The sequence below is a fragment of the Bacillus fonticola genome (genome assembly GCF_012955605.1).
GTDB lineage: Bacteria > Bacillota > Bacilli > Bacillales > JC228 > Bacillus_CG > Bacillus_CG fonticola.
Genome location: NZ_CP052135.1, coordinates 1,154,085 through 1,171,470, shown reverse-complemented (window position 1 = coordinate 1,171,470; position 17,386 = coordinate 1,154,085). Strand labels below are relative to the sequence as shown.

14 protein-coding genes are annotated in these 17,386 nt (G+C 44.0%); 3 read left to right on the top strand and 11 right to left on the bottom strand.

From position 1 onward, the window contains the following. The first annotated feature begins 449 nt into the window (after positions 1-449). Both HHK01_RS05750 and rnjA read left to right on the top strand, forming a co-directional pair. Positions 450-662 carry a DNA-dependent RNA polymerase subunit epsilon gene (locus HHK01_RS05750; RefSeq protein WP_170006835.1) on the top strand — a complete coding sequence of 71 codons (213 nt, stop codon included), beginning with the start codon at positions 450-452 and terminating at the stop codon, positions 660-662. A 4-nt stretch (positions 663-666) separates the two neighbouring features. Then, positions 667-2,334 (top strand): ribonuclease J1, encoded by a 1,668-nt coding sequence (gene rnjA / locus HHK01_RS05745; RefSeq protein WP_170006834.1) that lies wholly within the window; start codon positions 667-669, stop codon positions 2,332-2,334. Between the two features lie 43 nt (positions 2,335-2,377). On the opposite strand, the gene HHK01_RS05740 is transcribed toward rnjA, so the two are convergent. The 6 genes from HHK01_RS05740 to HHK01_RS05715 all read right to left on the bottom strand — a co-directional run bounded on the left by HHK01_RS05740 (position 2,378) and on the right by HHK01_RS05715 (position 10,750). Beyond that, the gene (locus HHK01_RS05740) at positions 2,378-3,040 is read right to left on the bottom strand and encodes a potassium channel family protein (RefSeq protein ID WP_170006833.1); all 663 of its coding nucleotides are present in this window, start codon (positions 3,038-3,040) and stop codon (positions 2,378-2,380) included. 83 nt (positions 3,041-3,123) lie between these two features. Then, on the bottom strand, positions 3,124-4,137 hold the full coding sequence (locus HHK01_RS05735) for a cytochrome d ubiquinol oxidase subunit II (protein WP_170006831.1): 1,014 nt from the start codon (positions 4,135-4,137) through the stop codon (positions 3,124-3,126). Between the two features lie 118 nt (positions 4,138-4,255). After that, complete coding sequence (locus tag HHK01_RS05730; protein ID WP_170008676.1) at positions 4,256-5,566, bottom strand: cytochrome ubiquinol oxidase subunit I; 1,311 nt, start codon at positions 5,564-5,566, stop codon at positions 4,256-4,258. Positions 5,567-5,777: 211 nt separating this feature from the next. After that, a complete protein-coding gene (locus HHK01_RS05725) occupies positions 5,778-7,634 on the bottom strand; it encodes an ABC transporter ATP-binding protein (protein ID WP_194241285.1) in 1,857 nt (618 codons plus the stop codon). Positions 7,635-7,644: 10 nt separating this feature from the next. Then, entirely contained in the window at positions 7,645-9,399 is a 1,755-nt protein-coding gene (locus tag HHK01_RS05720) for an ABC transporter ATP-binding protein (RefSeq protein WP_170006829.1), read from the bottom strand. Positions 9,400-10,207: 808 nt separating this feature from the next. Further along, the gene (locus HHK01_RS05715) at positions 10,208-10,750 is read right to left on the bottom strand and encodes a peroxiredoxin (protein WP_170006828.1); all 543 of its coding nucleotides are present in this window, start codon (positions 10,748-10,750) and stop codon (positions 10,208-10,210) included. Between the two features lie 512 nt (positions 10,751-11,262). Here HHK01_RS05715 and HHK01_RS05710 point away from each other — a divergent pair. After that, positions 11,263-12,141, top strand: coding sequence for a mechanosensitive ion channel family protein (locus HHK01_RS05710; protein ID WP_170006827.1), 879 nt, complete (start codon positions 11,263-11,265; stop codon positions 12,139-12,141). A 50-nt stretch (positions 12,142-12,191) separates the two neighbouring features. On the opposite strand, the gene HHK01_RS05705 is transcribed toward HHK01_RS05710, so the two are convergent. The 5 genes from HHK01_RS05705 to cbpB all read right to left on the bottom strand — a co-directional run bounded on the left by HHK01_RS05705 (position 12,192) and on the right by cbpB (position 17,349). Beyond that, positions 12,192-13,325 carry an N-acetyldiaminopimelate deacetylase gene (locus tag HHK01_RS05705; protein ID WP_170006826.1) on the bottom strand — a complete coding sequence of 378 codons (1,134 nt, stop codon included), beginning with the start codon at positions 13,323-13,325 and terminating at the stop codon, positions 12,192-12,194. Positions 13,326-13,612: 287 nt separating this feature from the next. Then, positions 13,613-14,323 (bottom strand): 2,3,4,5-tetrahydropyridine-2,6-dicarboxylate N-acetyltransferase, encoded by a 711-nt coding sequence (gene dapD / locus HHK01_RS05700; RefSeq protein ID WP_170006825.1) that lies wholly within the window; start codon positions 14,321-14,323, stop codon positions 13,613-13,615. Between the two features lie 84 nt (positions 14,324-14,407). Beyond that, positions 14,408-15,280 (bottom strand): transcriptional regulator CcpC, encoded by an 873-nt coding sequence (locus HHK01_RS05695; RefSeq protein ID WP_170006823.1) that lies wholly within the window; start codon positions 15,278-15,280, stop codon positions 14,408-14,410. Beyond that, the gene (locus tag HHK01_RS05690; RefSeq protein ID WP_170008674.1) at positions 15,281-16,726 is read right to left on the bottom strand and encodes an MDR family MFS transporter; all 1,446 of its coding nucleotides are present in this window, start codon (positions 16,724-16,726) and stop codon (positions 15,281-15,283) included. It lies immediately after the preceding gene. A gap of 182 nt (positions 16,727-16,908) precedes the next feature. Then, entirely contained in the window at positions 16,909-17,349 is a 441-nt protein-coding gene (cbpB, locus tag HHK01_RS05685) for a cyclic-di-AMP-binding protein CbpB (RefSeq protein ID WP_170006821.1), read from the bottom strand. Between the last annotated feature and the right edge of the window lie 37 nt (positions 17,350-17,386).

Sequence of the window (17,386 nt, the reverse complement as noted above, 5' to 3'; positions counted from 1 at the left end):
AAAAATGCATAGCCTAACAGCCTATCTCCATTTCTAGCACCTGCACTCACTTGCATAGAGGAGGAAAAATAGTGTAAAGTGAACACAGTTACTTTTTTGAACGTGCGAAGTTACGCTGGACACATTCATAGACACAATATGTGTTTAGCGATTAGTCATGAGGCGCTCAGAACGTTGAGTACCTCGTTGTTCACTCACACGGTGTGAGTGGGTATGTATGGTCAAGGGGACACGCGCTTCGATAGCAACTCAAACGGGAAGCTATGATTAGCTGCTTTCTTGGCAACATACTAAAATGAACGTACGTCTCATCGCTTTTTTACTGAGCTCGCTTATTACGTTGTTTGAATGCCGAATGCCGTGCTAACAACGCCCGGTCACACTTTTGTGAGCACAAAAAAGGTATCTGTACGGGTGTAAGTTTAACTATATAAAAGGAGAGAAGAAATATGGTATACAAAGTGTATTATCAGGAACCGAAGCAAGAGGTTCCTGTTCGCGAACGGACTAAATCTTTATATATGGAGGCGGAGTCTGAGCGCGAAGCAAGACTTCGTTTGAAAGACAAGCCATACAACATCGAATTCGTACAAAAGGTTGACGGGGCATATTACGAATACGAATCTCAAAGTGAACATTTTAAAATTATGGAGAATGTGTAAACAGATGAAATTCGTTCGAAACGACCAAACCGCCGTATTTGCCCTTGGTGGTCTTGGAGAAATCGGTAAAAATACGTATGGTATCCAATTTCAAGATGAGATTATTTTAATTGATGCGGGGATTAAATTTCCTGAAGATGAGTTGCTTGGCATTGATTATGTCATCCCTGACTACACATACATTGCCAAAAACGTTGACAAAATTAAAGGCTTATTTGTTACACACGGACACGAAGATCATATCGGGGGCATCCCGTACTTACTACGCGAAGTCAACATTCCCATCTACGGTGGCAAATTAGCGCTTGGACTCATTCGCAACAAGCTGGAAGAGCATGGTTTGCTCCGTTCGACAGAGCTTCATGAAATTCAAGAAGACGATGTCATTAAATTCCGTAAAACATCTGTCACATTTTTCCGAACAACGCACAGCATCCCAGACTCATATGGGATTGTCGTCAAAACACCCCCTGGAAACATTGTGCATACGGGAGACTTTAAGTTTGACTTCACGCCAGTTGGTGAACCGGCTAACTTAACAAAAATGGCTGAGATCGGAAAAGAAGGCGTTCTCTGCTTACTTTCAGACAGTACGAACAGTGAGATACCTGATTTTACGATGTCAGAGCGCCGCGTTGGTGAAAGCATTCACGACATCTTCCGTAAAGTGAAGGGTCGAGTTATTTTCGCTACGTTCGCATCAAATATTCATCGCTTACAACAAGTGATTGAAGCTGCTGTGGCAAAAGGTCGTAAAGTAGCAGTGTTTGGTCGAAGTATGGAAAGTGCCATTACCATTGGGCAAGAACTAGGCTATATAACAGCACCAAAAGATACCTTTATTGAGTCCCACCAAATTAATCGCTTACCGGCAAACGAAATAACGATTCTTTGTACAGGGTCTCAAGGGGAAAGAATGGCGGCACTGTCTCGCATCGCGAATGGAACACATCGTCAAATTTCAATTATACCTGGTGACACAGTCGTCTTTTCTTCATCACCCATTCCAGGAAATACGATTAGTGTTAACAGAACCATCAATCAGTTGTTCCGCGCTGGTGCAGACGTGATTCACGGTTCACTTAGCGACATCCACACGTCTGGTCACGGTGGACAACAAGAGCAAAAACTCATGCTTCGCTTAATGAAGCCAAAATTCTTTATGCCGATCCATGGTGAGTTCCGCATGCAACGCACACACCAAAAGCTAGCTGCGGATTGTGACATTCCTGAAGAAAACAGCTTTGTCATGGACAACGGTGAAGTGCTCGCCCTCTCGAAGGAAGATGCGCAAATCGCCGGGAAAATTCCATCTGGTTCTGTTTATATTGACGGAAGCGGCATCGGAGACATCGGGAATATCGTGCTACGCGACCGCCGCATTCTTTCTGAAGAAGGGCTAGTTGTAGTCGTTGTCAGCATTAATATGAAAGACTTCAAAATGGCCGCGGGTCCTGACATTATTTCGCGCGGATTTGTGTACATGCGCGAGTCTGGTGACTTAATTGCCGAAGCACAGCAGCTACTGGCCGGTCACTTAAATAAAGTGATGGAACGTCGCACGAGCCAGTGGTCTGAAATTAAAAATGAAATTACCGAAACACTCTCACCTTTCCTATACGAGAAAACAAAACGTCGTCCGATGATTTTGCCAATCATTATGGAAGTGTGATGAATAAAAGCCCCCGCAGCTGGTCCAGTTGCGAGGGCTTCTTTTATATGCCTAAAACTTTCTTTTCAAAGCGAGAAATGTCTGTATCGGCTCCAATAACGATAAGAATATCCCCTTCTCGGATCATGTCCTCTGCTTGTGGAGAAACGATGATTTCCTTCCCTCGCTTCATCGCGACAATGTTAATGCCATATTTTGCACGAATATCTAAGTCAATAATCGTGTTCCCCGCGAGTTGTGGCGTTGCAACAACTTCTACAATGCTATGCTCGTCAGACAGCTCTAAATAATCTAATACGTTATTCGACACGATACTGTGCGCGATTCTTCTCCCCATATCGCGCTCTGGGTGAATCACTCGATCAGCACCAATTCGCCGAACAATTTTCTCATGGTAATCATTTTGCGCTTTCACAGTGACGTTGCGAACGCCAAGCTCTTTTAGCAGTAACGTTGTCAAAATACTCGATTGGATATCATCGCCGATCGCAACAATGACGTGATCAAAGTTACGAATACCTAAGCTTTTCAAAACAGACTCATCTGTAGAATCAGCCACGACAGCGTGTGACGCATACGAAGAGTATTCGTTAATTTTGTCCTCGTCTTTATCAATCGCCATCACTTCCATACCTTGTTCTACGAGCGCTTTACATATACTTCCACCAAAACGACCTAATCCAATCACAACAAACTCTTTTTTCAACGTAGGTTCCCCCTGTACAAGTCGTTCCCTTCATTCTGTTTCTACTGTAGCATATAGAAGCAAATACCGGAATATAGCGACGATTATTTCTTCCCTTTCACATACTCAGCATCGAATAGAAACAGCTTTAAGAGTAAAAGTAGCGAAGGGATCAGCAGAAGCAGCCCGGCGATAAACGCAATGATCAGCGCCCTACCCATTGCTTCGTTTGTCACACCAGATGCAATGGTAATGTATGGATCGAGTAAGTAAGGCAAATGTGACGCCCCGTAGCCAAAAAATGCGAAAAAGAATTGTAGCATAACACAACCAAATGCCCAGCCAAAATTTCTTTGTTTGTAAATAAGGTATGTCGCGATTAAAAAGAATAAAAGTGAGAACGCAAACATCCACCATAAGTCGACAGCTTTCATAAAATGGCGCTCGTTTTGATCACTTAAACCGTAAAATACGAACAAACTAGCTAATAAGGTCGGTGGCGCCCAAAAAAGAGCAAAACTCCGTAACAACGAGCGCGCCGGCACATCCTCGGCACGGTCAGCGTAAAAGGTTAAAAACGAAGCCGAAATGAATAGCACCGACACAATCGATAAAATGACAACGCTCCACGAGTAAGGACTTGTAAACAGTTCGCTCGTTAAAAACACAATCTCGTCCCCACGCTGTTCGATAAAGCCGCCTTCAGAAATAGTAAGCGCCGTTGATAATGAAGCTGGAATAAGCACCCCTGTCGCCCCATACAAAAACAAATACGACGTCGAGTTTTTCGATCCGTAATTCCCGAAAGCATAAAACGAACCTCTAATACACAACAAAATGATAGCGATACTTCCTGGTAAAAGTAAGGCAGTTCCATAGTAATAGGCAGTATCTGGGAAAAACCCTACAAGCCCAACGAAGAAGAAAACGAAAAAGACGTTCGTTACTTCCCACACCGGTGACAAATAACGGCTAATTAAATCGTTCATGATATGATCTTGCTTCTTCCACTTTCCGTAAAAAGCGAAGAAGCCTGCACCAAAATCGATGGATGCGATAATAACATAACCATACAGGAACAGCCACAACACGGTTATCCCGATCAACTCTAAGCTCATGTTCCTCTCCCCTCTCTGCGCATTGAATCTGCAAGGTATTCCCAATATGCGCGCGAGGAACCCTCACTTTCGCGCGCCTACACCCGTTTTTCGCGCAACAACTTATCGATACGTGACGTTAAGCGGATCGCTCTATACCGAACCGCTGCTCTAGCTCTACTTCTGGTGGCTTTTTCTTAAACATTCTTACTAACACAACGGTTGAAACCGTACCTAACACTGCATATAAAGCAGCGAACATCACTAAGGTGATCCCAACATCGCCTGATTTCGTTGCCCCTTCGGCTACTGTCATAATGCCGTTTAATATCCACGGTTGGCGACCCACTTCGGCGTACACCCATCCGAATTCAATCGCTAGCATTGCTAACGGTCCACCTGCCACGACGAGCGCAAGCAATGGCTTGTTGAACGGGTTTCCCTTCTTCCACCACCATAAAAGGATGAACAAACCTGAGATAGCCATCGTGTACATCCCAATCGTCACCATCAAGTCAAACATGTAATGAACCCACAATGGTGGTATCTCATTTTCCGGAAACTCATTGAGACCGATTACTTCTGTGTCAAATGATCCTCCTGCAAGGAAACTCAAAACACCAGGAAGGCGAATCGCATTTTCCACTTCATTTTCCTCGTTAAGCGTACCGAATAGCACTAAGTCAGCATTCTCTTCTGTTTCAAAGTGCCACTCCGCCGCTGCCAATTTTACCGGTTGATATTCCGCTAAATACTTTGCAGATAAATCCCCTGCAAACGCCGTTAGCCCCGCGAACAAGAAACTAGTTACCATCGTCAGTTTTAAAGCCTTTGTCACATAGGCCCCTCGATTGCCACGTAAATACGCAAACGCTGCAATCGCGGCAAGAATAAATGATGCAGTTAAATAAGATGAAGCGACTACGTGAAACACTTTTGTTGGAGTTGCTGGGTTAAACATCGCCTCTAACGGACGAATATTGGTCAACACACCATTAACAAGATCAAACCCTTGTGGTGCATTCATAAACGCATTCACGGTTGTAATAAAGAAAGCAGATCCGGTAGCCCCTATCACAACCGGAATGGTTAGCAACCAATGGTACCAAGGATTTTTAAAACGATCCCACGTATATAAATAAATACCGAGAAAGATCGCTTCAAAGAAGAACGCAAACGTCTCCATAAATAACGGTAAGGCAATGACTTGTCCAGCTACTTGCATAAAGCTAGGCCAAAGCATAGACAGCTGCAAACCAATAGCTGTTCCTGTTACGACACCAACAGCGACCGTGATAGTAAAACCACGTGCCCATCTTCGAGCTAGTAAACGATAGTAAGGATCGTTGCGTTTAATCCCAATAAATTCTGCAATCGAAATCATAATTGGCAGTCCGACGCCAATGGTTGCGTAAATAATATGGAAACCAAGCGTTAAAGCGGTAAGCATTCGACTCAAGATGACGCTATCCAGTTCCACAACTACACACCCCGTTTCGTAGTATTGATTACTTATATTGTAAACCCGCAATCAACTTTGTGAAACGTTGAACAATGTCGGTTTTGTGACACTCTTTGTTTCATCACTCTTACATAAAGGAACACAAAAAACAGAGACAGAAAGCAATTATTGCGCTTTCTGTCCCTGTTTGGTCACTTTATTATAAGGCGTCTACCATTTGAAATTGAGAACGTACGAGCCCATAGTAAATTCCTTTTTTCGCAATGAGCGCTTCGTGATTCCCAGACTCCATAATCTCCCCATGGTCTAACACATAAATGTTATCAGATTCACGGATGGTCGAGAGTCTATGAGCAATCAAAATCGATGTTCGACCGTTCAGCAATGTTTTCAACGCTTTTTGAATCTTCACTTCCGTCTCTGTATCAATGCTTGCGGTCGCTTCATCTAAAATGATGATAGCGGGATCTGCAAGCAAGGCACGTGCGAAGGAAATGAGTTGACGCTCTCCAACTGATAAGATGTTCCCGCGTTCTTCTACTTCGGTCTCAAACCCAAGCGGTAACCTTTGAATAAAATCGTCTGCCCCAACGGCACGTGCTGCAGCAAACACTTCTTCATCTGTCGCAGTAGGCCGTCCGAAGCGAATATTTTCCATAATCGTTCCCGAGAAAATAAAAGTGTCTTGCAGGACGATGCTAATGCGTGATCTAAGACTGGAAAGTGAAATGTCTTGAATAGCAACGCCATCAATTTTGACTTGCCCACCAGTAGCATCGTAAAAACGACTGACTAAGTTGGCAATCGTTGTTTTCCCTGATCCGGTATGCCCAACGAGAGCCACTGTCTCGCCCGCTTTCATCTCAAGGGAAACTCCTTTTAAAGCAGTACGCTTTTCATCATAAGAGAACACGACGTCTTCAAACTGGATATGGCCCTTCATGTCATCTAAGCGAACAGCATCATCTTTTTCAGCTACGATGGGCTTCTCATCAAGAAATTCAAAGATGCGCTCAGAAGACGCCATTCCCATTAACAATTGATTGTATACCATGCCAAGACGGGAGATTGGCTCCCAGAACATACCGAAGTAGAGAGCAAAGGAGACGAAGCCCCCGATGGTGAGTGTGTCTGGACCTGATTGGATCAAGATCACTCCGTACCAAAGTAAAACAGCTGTTCCTAACGCGTTTGTTATTTCAACAAGAGGACGAAACATCGCACTCTTTTTCGTCGCTTCTCGCCACGCGCTAAAGTTCTCATGGTTCACCCCATCAAAGAACACGGAGTTCTCGCGCTCTTGAGAGAACGATTGTGAAACACGCACCCCTTGAATGCTTTCGTTCAAATGAGAATTCAGCTTCGATTGGCGTAGACGTACCGTTTGCCATGAGCGGCGAATGTTCCTACGTAATGCTGTAGAAATGAGAAACATCAATGGCACCACTACCATGATCGCTAAGGCAAGCTCAGGAGAGATCGTAAATAAAATGACGACAATCCCGATTAACATGAGAATATCCATCAATAAGTTAATAACACCGTTCGTAAACAATTCTTGTAACGAGTTAATGTCGTTTAGGATTCGAACAAGAATACTTCCGGCTGAACGCTTATCAAAGAAGCGATGGCTCAATTTCTCCACGTGGGAGAACAAATGCTTCCGTAAATCATATATAACGTTTTGACCGAGCTGATTCATCCAGCGAATTCGAAAGTAGTTGGCTATATAACTCATCACGTACAAGAAGGCAATAAACCCCACCATGTATACGAAGAAGTTCATGTCATTATCGAGAATCGCGTCATCGAGGGTATATTGTCCAATAAGTATAGGAATGGCCAGTCGTACGCCCGTTGTGATCAACACCATCATAATCGCAAGCGGAAGTAAACCTTTCGCGTACGGTTTCATATACTCCATCAATCGCCACATTTGCGACCAGTTGAACGGCTTTTCAATGATTTGATCTTGTGAGTAGTTGAACCGTTTCAGCACATTCGGATGCACACTCTTTTTATCTAGTTTTTTGATTTTTAAATAGTCCGTTGCCATATAAGTTCACCTACCCCGTTTGCGACTGCAGGACGGCTTTTTGATCTTTGTACTGAATATCGTAGATGCGTCGGTACAGTCCTTGTTGTTGTATCAATTCGTCATGCGTGCCACTTTCTTCAATCTTCCCGCCATTCATAACGAGAATATTGTCAGCGTGTTTTAGTGAGGAAATACGATGCGCAATAATAAATGTCGTGCGCCCTTTCATCACTTCTTTAAGTGCTTTTTGAATCTTGAACTCAGTTTGCATATCAACAGCACTCGTCGCATCGTCTAAAATAAGAATACTCGGATTCATACAAATGGCACGCGCGATGGAGATCCGTTGTTTTTGTCCACCAGAAAGTCCTAATCCGCGCTCTCCTAAAACGGTGTCGTAGCCATCAGGCATCTCCAAAATAAATTCATGTGCATCTGCCCGTTTGGCTGCCTCTATGATCTCTTCCTCTGTTGCCTCCGGACGACCAAAGGAAATATTTGATCGAATACTTGAAGAATATAAAAACGGCTCTTGTAGTACAAATCCAATATTTTGGCGTAAGCTACGAATCTCATATTCTTCTACTGGATTACCATCAACAAGTACCTCGCCTGCTACCGGTTCATAAAACCTTGTGATCAATTGGGTAATACTCGTTTTCCCAGATCCAGTAGGTCCAATCAGACCAATTACTTGCCCAGGTTTAGCGTGGAAAGACAAATCAGTGATCGCTTCCTCGTCTTCCTCTGTATAGCGGAGTGTCACGTTTTTGAACTCGACGTCCCCTAACATGCGCTCGACCTTTTGAGGGTTAGCACGCTCAGGAATTTCATCTGGTTCTTCTAAAATCTCGAGCAAACGCTCACCACTCGCCTTCGCTTGTGAAAACTGATTGATCACGAATCCTAAGTTCATCAGTGGCCACATGATGTACCAAAGTAAACTATAGAAAGCAACTAACTCTCCTGGACTCAGAGATCCGTTAAAGACTAGATAACCACCAAATCCTAACAACAACACGACACTAATGTTTCCTAAAAGCTCCATAAGCGGCATAAATTTTGCCCACAAATCGGAAGTAAACAAGTACTTGTCGCGATAATCTCCATTTGACTTATCAAAGCGATTAATTTCGAAGTCTTCCCGATGCAAAGATTTTACCGTATTAATTCCACTAATGTTTTCTTGTACACGGGTATTCAATTGTCCGAACGACTTCCGAATTCCACGGAAAGCCGGATGTACGGCGCGGTCAAACTTGTATACGACAATAGCCAAAAACGGAATCGTAATCATCGTAACAACTGTTAAACTAATAGAATAGCTAAGCATCACGCTACTTGTGACTGTGATAAGCAATACGAAGCGGAGTAGCTCTGAAAATCCGAACGATAAGAAAAAGCGGAATCCTTCCACATCCGCAGTCAACCTCGACATCAAGTCACCTGTTTTAGCGTTGTCATAATAGCGAAACGATAAATATTGAAGCTTTTGATACAACGCGTTCCGCAGCTGATACACAGTCCTAATTCCGAATAAATCTCCTGTGTACTGGTAGAGAAACGTAGCCAATCCTTTAAAAATCATGATCCCTACAAAACCTAACGCTAAATACGGGATCAATTCATACTGACCAGCCCGAATCACGTCATCAATTGTTATCTGTAAAATAATCGGATACACCACTGTGATGATCGTGACGAAGACCAGAAAGAAGATCGACGTTAAGAAATACTTTTTGTATGGCCAATAAAACGACTTTAACTTACGAAACGTTTCCACTCAGATCCCCCTCTCTGACGGTGAATGCATTTTTTTGACATACTACTAAATATATCGGGTTTCGAAATAATTTTCTACCCCTTTTTTAACAAATATTCTAACGTTGGGAATTGGCGCAACTTTCACTCTCCACTTGTCCCTCTTTATCATAATCAATATCGATTGTCCTTTATCCCGCGTAGAGCTGGCTATTGTTACGATTTTTGTAGTAGAGTGTTCCGTGGTGTTGTGGAGTGGCTAGCTGGGGATGGGGAGCACGGACTAGCGCGCTTATCTCGGGATTAACGCTCATAAACCCCGGGCTATCGCTCTTAAAACCGGTTTATCGCTCTTAAAATCGGTTTATCGCTCTTAAAACCGGTTTATCGCTCTTAAACCAGGATTAACGCTCTTAAAACCGGATTATCGCTCTTAAACTCGGATTATCGCTCTTAAACCAGGATTATCGCTCTTAAAACCGGTTTAACGCTCTTAAACTCGGATTATCGCTCTTAAAACCGGATTATCGCTCTTAAAACCGGATTATCGCTCTTAAAACCGGATTATCGCTCTTAAAACCGGATTATCGCTCTTAAACTCGGATTATCGCTCTTAAAACCGGATTATCGCTCTTAAAACTGAATTAACGCTCTTAAAACTGAATTAACGCTCTTAAAACTGAATTAACGCTCTTAAAACTGAATTATCGCTCTTAAAACTGAATTAACGCTCTTAAAACTGAATTAACGCTCTTAAAACTGAATTAACGCTCAAAAACACCTACACAGATGCGACTGGAGAACGCTGTGTAGGTGTTTAAAGTTTAAACTTATAAGGTAGCTTGTCCTGGCTTCCAGTTTGCTGGGCAAAGACCACCAGTTTGTAGTGCTTGCAGAACCCGAAGTGTTTCGTCAACGTCACGACCGATGTTGTTGTGGTTCACAACTGAGTACATCATTTCGCCTTCAGGGCTAATGATGAAAAGTCCGCGAAGCGCAACTCCTTCTTCTTCAATTAATACGCCGTACTCACGAGATACTGTGTGATTCGTATCCGCAGCGAGTGGGTATTTTAAATCTCCGAGACCGTTCGAATCGCGGTTTGTTTTGATCCAAGCTAAGTGAGTGTGGATCGTGTCAGTTGAAACACCGATCACTTCTGCGTCAAGATCTTCAAACTCATCGTAACGATCAGAAAGTGCTGTAATCTCGGTCGGACAAACAAATGTGAAGTCCATTGGATAAAAGAACAACACTGTCCATTTGTCGTCTTTCATATTTTGCTCTAAACTTACTTTGCCAAATTCTTTGTTGGCAAGTACTGCTTCCATTTCAAAACGGGGTGCTTGTTTTCCTACCATGCGTTCAGCCATGAGGAATCCCTCCTACAAAGTTTAAAGTTTCACCAGAATCTGTCCCTGTTTTTTGTACATAGAAAAGTATAGACTATGTCCTTTTTCTAGTCAATATTATGTGAGAATTACTTTAAAGAAGCATTCATGCTCTTAGGATGCGAGAAGGCCATGCGTAATGCTCGCCTAGGACGAAAACACGCCTGCGTTGTGCTCGCAAGGATGCGAGTATGCATGCGCTGCGCCAAGGACGGCGTGGGTTTAGCATGCCTCCCTTACTAGGATGACACATAGTTAACAGGCTTCCTTACTGGACGTTGCAATTTTAGCTTGTATCCTTTAGTCAACACTATATCCACATTCCTATTAGTACAAACCTAAAACAGTATGACGAAACTGGCATTTCGTTCTTGTATTTGATACTGTACTCATACTGATTTGTATGTAATAGTAGTTTATCACATGGAAAAGTGGGAATAAAATAATAGGCATAATGAATTTTGGACTTGTTGTTATGAAAGGATGGATGAAGGATGTATTTAGGAGCAATCAGCAATTTGAATTTCGGGAATTTTGACTGGGAAGTATTGTTTATTGATGCTGGCTTACTTATTTTACAGATTATAGGAATTTATATCGTATTTCTCGTCGTTCGCTCAGTCGGAAACCGCGTTATCTCCAAAAGCTTTGATAGAGCATCAAAACGACATGACGTCAGCGTCAATCGAGCAAAAACTTTGGAAGGACTCACGAAAAATGTATTTTCATACGTACTGATCTTTATTTTCTTCGTTACCATTTTACAACTCTTTGAGTATGACATTGCTCCACTTCTTGCAGGAGCCGGGGTTGTTGGACTTGCCATTGGGTTCGGAGCACAAGGCTTAGTAAGTGATGTTGTGACGGGTTTCTTCATTTTACTAGAGAAACAACTTGATATTGGGGATTATGTGACGACAGGCAATTATTCTGGAATTGTTGAGCAAGTGGGGCTACGGACAACACAAATTCGTTCGTTCGACGGGACCTTGAACTACCTTCCAAATCGAGAAATTACAAGCCTATCGAATCATTCCCGGGGCAATATGCGTGCTCTAGTTGATATCGGCATTAGCTATGACGACAATATCGATGAAGCCATCCACATCATGCAAAGCGTTTGCGACAAAATCGCGGCTGAGGAGGATACGATAGAGGAAGGTCCAAACGTAATCGGGGTGCAAAGCCTTGGTTCTTCAGATGTCGTCCTACGCATTATTGCCAAAACGAAAAATATGGAGCAGTGGGGCGTCGAACGAAAGCTACGGAAAGCCATCAAAGAGGCATTGGATGCAAATGGCATTGAAATTCCGTTCCCACATCAAGTATTTATTCAAAAACCGAACGAAGAAAAAGAAGTTTCACGCGGCTAAAAATGAAAACACCATTTGGACCGATTCCAAATGGTGTTTTTATTTTGTCGTCAACGGTTGCCTCTTTGCTGAAATAGCTTCTGCAGCGTCTGAATGGCTACGGAAATGGCCGCTTCATTCGGATCCAATTTTGCTTCATGCAAGCCATGGACACTTTGGACACCTAGCCAAAACATACAACCAGGGATATCCCGAATCATATAGCCAAAGTCTTCTCCAGTCATCGCTTCTTTTGCGAGCACACCTTGCACGCCACTAGTCTCGTTAGCCGCATCCAACACCGCCTCTGCCTGCTCCTTCGCATTCCACACTTGATGGTACATACAGCCGTAATCAATCTTCGCTTTACAGTTAAAAGCCGCTTCTATTCCTTGGACGATTGCCTCAATTCGCTTTTTCACTAGCGCCATCGTTTCAGCAGATCTTGTTCGTATCGTTCCGTCTAATCGAGCTTGCTCGGCAATTACATTTTGTATGCGCCCAGCTTGCAGTTTCCCAACTGTAATCACGGCTGCATCGAGCGGATCGACATTTCTTGAGATGACCGTTTGTAGTTGGATAACGAGGTGACTCAATGCGATGACCATATCATTTGCCAAATGAGGATAAGCCGCGTGTCCACCTCTTCCGGTGAGCTCGATGAACAACTCAGACGTGTTGGCAAACAGTAGCCCCTGCTTCGTCGCTACCGTTCCTACAGGATATTCTGGGGCAATGTGAAGTGCGTACAATTCATCAGGACGATAGCGCTGAAACCATTCATTCTCCATCATTGGCTCAGCACCACCAGGACCTTCTTCAGCCGGTTGGAAAAGTACTAAAACGTTGTCTTCGATCGGCTGTTCAAGTAAATAGTGAACAGTGGCTAGCCCTATTGCCATGTGCATATCGTGACCGCAAGCGTGCATAAACCCCTCGTGTTCGGAAGCAAACGGAAGCCCTGTTTGCTCTTCAATTGGTAAACCGTCCATGTCAGCACGGTAACCGATTGTTTTTGTAGGGTTTACACCAGGAATATAAACAAATATACCGGTCCGCCATGTCTGGATGTGCATACGCCCTTGTGGCATTTCGTGAAGCTGATCTAAGAGATACTGCTGCGTTTTTACTTCGTGAAATCCTATCTCGGGAATTTTGTGTAAATTTCTTCTCCACGTAACGGCCTTCTTTGCTAGCGTATCCAAAATTCTCCCTCCTTGTGTTTGGGACTTGGACAAGTTCTAAACGCCGATTCCGAGCGCCTAATCTATACCTCGATCGTGCAAGGAAACCCTCAGCGAAAAAGTAAGTTCGCTGAGGGTTCCAATTTCCTTTATAGAGGATGTTCAAAAAGTCCGGGAAAAATAGTTGTCATATTTATTCGTCAGCTTGCTCCTCCACTCCTCACGTATTCACACATACGCTCCGGTGCTTGGAGTCTGCGCTTCCACGAACTTCTCGGCTCTTTTTGTCCCCCTTTTTGAACACGCACTTATAGTTTCCGTAGTTCTTGCTTAATTTCGGTTTTTGATTTTGTTTTTTCGTCGATTTGCTTTAATACTTTCGCTGGTGTGCCTCCGACCACTGTGTTTGGTGGTACGTCTTCGATAACGACCGCTCCAGCTGCCACTACGGATCCTTTTCCGACTGTGACTCCTTCCAAAACAACTGCATTTGCACCGATAACGACATCATCTTCTACGATCACTGGCTTTGCGCTTGGTGGCTCAATCACACCGGCTAAAACTGTTCCTGCACCGATGTGGCAATTTTTACCAACCGTTGCACGTCCTCCGAGCACGACGCCCATGTCAATCATCGTACCTTCACCGACGACAGCGCCAATATTGATCAAAGCGCCCATCATAATGACTGCTGAATCACCAATTTCTACTTGGTCGCGAATAATGGCACCTGGCTCGATACGTGCGTTGATTCCTTTCAAGTCGAGAAGTGGAATGGCTGAGTTCCGACGATCGTTTTCCACGACGTATTCCTCGACTTTCGCTGCATTTGCTTGTAGCGCTTGTTCGATTTCTTTCCATTCGCCGAACACAACGCCTGTGCCACCTTCGACAAAGGTTTTGGCAGAAGGACCGAAATCGATACCTGCTATGTCCCCTTTGACGTAGACTTTCACAGGTGTTGACTTTTCACTATTTGAAATGAATGAGATAATTTCATTTGCATCCATCATTTTCACTGTTGTTCGCCTCCATATGTATCAAGTGCTTTTCATTCATTACTGTATCAGAGAGAGAAAGAGCTAACAACCGTAAGCATATGTTCATCGTGTTTTTTGATCTGTTACTAATTTCAAAAAAGCATCGACTTGCTTCAGCTCTAGGGATGTTTTGTGCGCAATGCACCATGTGTCTCTCCCCAAAGATTCACCATCATCGTTAAACAACGGGACAACTTGCAAATCTTCCTTTACGTCGTGTAGCGTGATTTCAGGCAAAATGGCGTACCCAATGCCGTGCAGTGCCATCTGCTTACACGTTTCAATTTGATCGACGACAATCGTTTTTCGCGGAGCGTTTTGAAACGTTCGATGCCACCATTCTTGAATTTGTTGGTAGTAGTTGGAGTCGCTTTTAAACTGAATGAACGGTTTATCCGTCTCTTTTAGCTCTTCGACACATGTAATCGTTTGGTCGACCAAAAAGAGCGGGTCGTGGAACAGGTGAATACGTTCCCCTTTCCAATCGGGGCGTCCCCTTATGATGCCAATATGGGCGTCGTCTTCGTACAGGGAGCGGACGATATCACTACTCCACCCTGTAAACAACGAGAGCTTCACTTGTGGATACAACGTCACGAAAGTTTTGAGCCGCTCAGGTAACCAGTGCTGACCGACGATCGTTGCGCACGCAATTTTTAGCGTTCCGTGAATTTCCGTGTCAAGACTCGCTAACGTTTCTTTGACCATTTCTTGCTGTTTGAGCATGTTCTTGCAAAAATCGATGACGTATTCTCCGGCTGGTGTGAGTGTTAAACCTCGTTGGGAACGGAGAAATAAAGATGCGCCCCAATCTTTTTCAATCGATTGTAACCGCTGGGATAAGGCGGGCTGAGAAACAAATAGACGCTCAGAAGCTTTTCTCATCGTTTTCTCTTGCGCTAATACCACTAACAGTTCTGCTTCTGATCGGTGCATTTACGCTACCTCCTTTTGCTTGTGCGCTCTTGGTAGCCTTAGCATCCAAAGCATACTGATGACCGAACAGCCAAGTACGATCCAGTAGACGACATCCAATCCATTCGTAAACGCATCGAGCAAAAGCCGTTCGTCCTGTGCGGGCAAACTACTACCCACTTCATCAGACAACAACAAATTAATGGAATCTACCGTAAGCGGCGTTTCTGTATCGGAAGTAGAGACCTTTTGCATGACGATACTGTTCACGATTCCACCGAGCAGTGCTGCCCCAATTGTCGTTCCCATACTGCGCATAAACATGTTCGCAGCCGTCGCCACCCCACGCTCATGCCAAGGCACGGTAGATTGGATCGAGACGATGAAGGCTGTTGACGTCAATCCCATGCCAATTCCAACAAAGAAGGAACCAGCCGCCGCATGCAATGGGCTACTCGTCCCGTTCAACAGGACAAAAAACAAGCTCCCTACCACAAGAGATACACCTCCAATACAGGCAGTCGCACGCTCACCAATTTTTAACAGCAAACTTCCCGCGACAGTTGAAGCAATCGGCCATCCAATCGACATCGTTGTTAACGTGAATCCGGCAACAATCGGCGATGCGCCTAGCACGCCTTGTACGAATGGAGGAAGAAAGCTGGAAATACCTATCAAAATCACTCCGGTGGTAAGCGAAACCATATTTGCTATAAAGATAGATTTTCGTTTCCATAATGAAAACGGCAAGATGGGTGCTGGCTGTCGACGCTCGACTAGAACAAATAAAGTGATGGCGACGAGAGCCACCGCGATGAAAAGCAGCGCCTGCACAGATAGCCACGCAAAACCGACTCCACCTTCAACCAATACGTACATAAAGCTTATGAGGCCTATAGTCAAGAGAACAGCACCTGGTACATCCACTTTTTGTTTTTCTCGCACTGGCATGTTTTCATGAAAAAATACTTGAATACCGACCAAGGCGACAAGTCCGATCGGAACGTTTAGCCAAAACACGTATTCCCAACTGAACTGTTCGACAAGAATTCCACCTATTGCCGGACCTAGAACAGCAGAAATCCCCCAAACGCTGGAGAGGTACCCTTGAATTTTCGCCCGTTCTTCCTTCGTGTACAAATCTCCGACAATGGTAGTCGCCATCGGTAACACTGCCCCAGCACCAAACCCTTGCAGAAAACGAAATAAGATTAACATCGTCATAGACTCTGCTAATCCGCTTAAAATCGAACCTACTAAAAACACGATAATACCGAAAGTAATCATTGGTTTCCTACCAAACACGTCCGATAACTTTCCATAGATTAAAACGGTTACGGCATTCATTAACAAATAAGAGCTGAACACCCAGCTGTACAAAGAAAAGTCACCTAAATCTGCCGCAATCGCCGGCATAGCAGTCGCCACAATCGTCGCTTCTATCGCTCCCATAAACATCGCCAGCATGACGCAAGCTAGCACGAGTGGTCGTCTCGTTACTTTTTGTGTACTCAAAAGTTTTCCTCTCCTCTAACAAAAAACGTTCACGAGCACCATCAAGCAGTCTTCTCAACTCTTCCCCTTCTCCACAAAAAAAGATTGACCCCGTTTAGGAGCCAATCTTTTGAAAAAACGCTTTGATTGTCTACTTACGGCTTCGACATTTTCTCATGTACCTGAAGTTGAAACCACAAACGGCGTGTCACAATGCCCGCTAGCCGGTCTTCTTCATCAACTACGCATAAAAATGGATGGTCTATTAGCAATTTCAGGATACGTTTCATTCGATCCGTCTTTTTTACTTTAGGGACCTTGGTATCCATTACGGCCTCGATCTTTTGTTCGTATAACTTTTCTTCGTTCCAGCCACTCGTTTCGACCATGCTTTCCAAGATCAAAGGCAAACTCACGATTCCTACAACACGATTAGAGAAATCAAGTACAGGAAAAGCTGTATACCCACTTTTCGTTAACAGCAACAGCGCATGCGCGCACGTAGAGCCTGTCAATACATGCGCGACACGATCTTCAGGAACAAGTAAAACAGAAGTGTATGTATCTAGTGATTCGTTCAGTTGGAAAGAAACCATCCGAACGTTCCCCCCTTTATCCCGCTCTAACTAACAG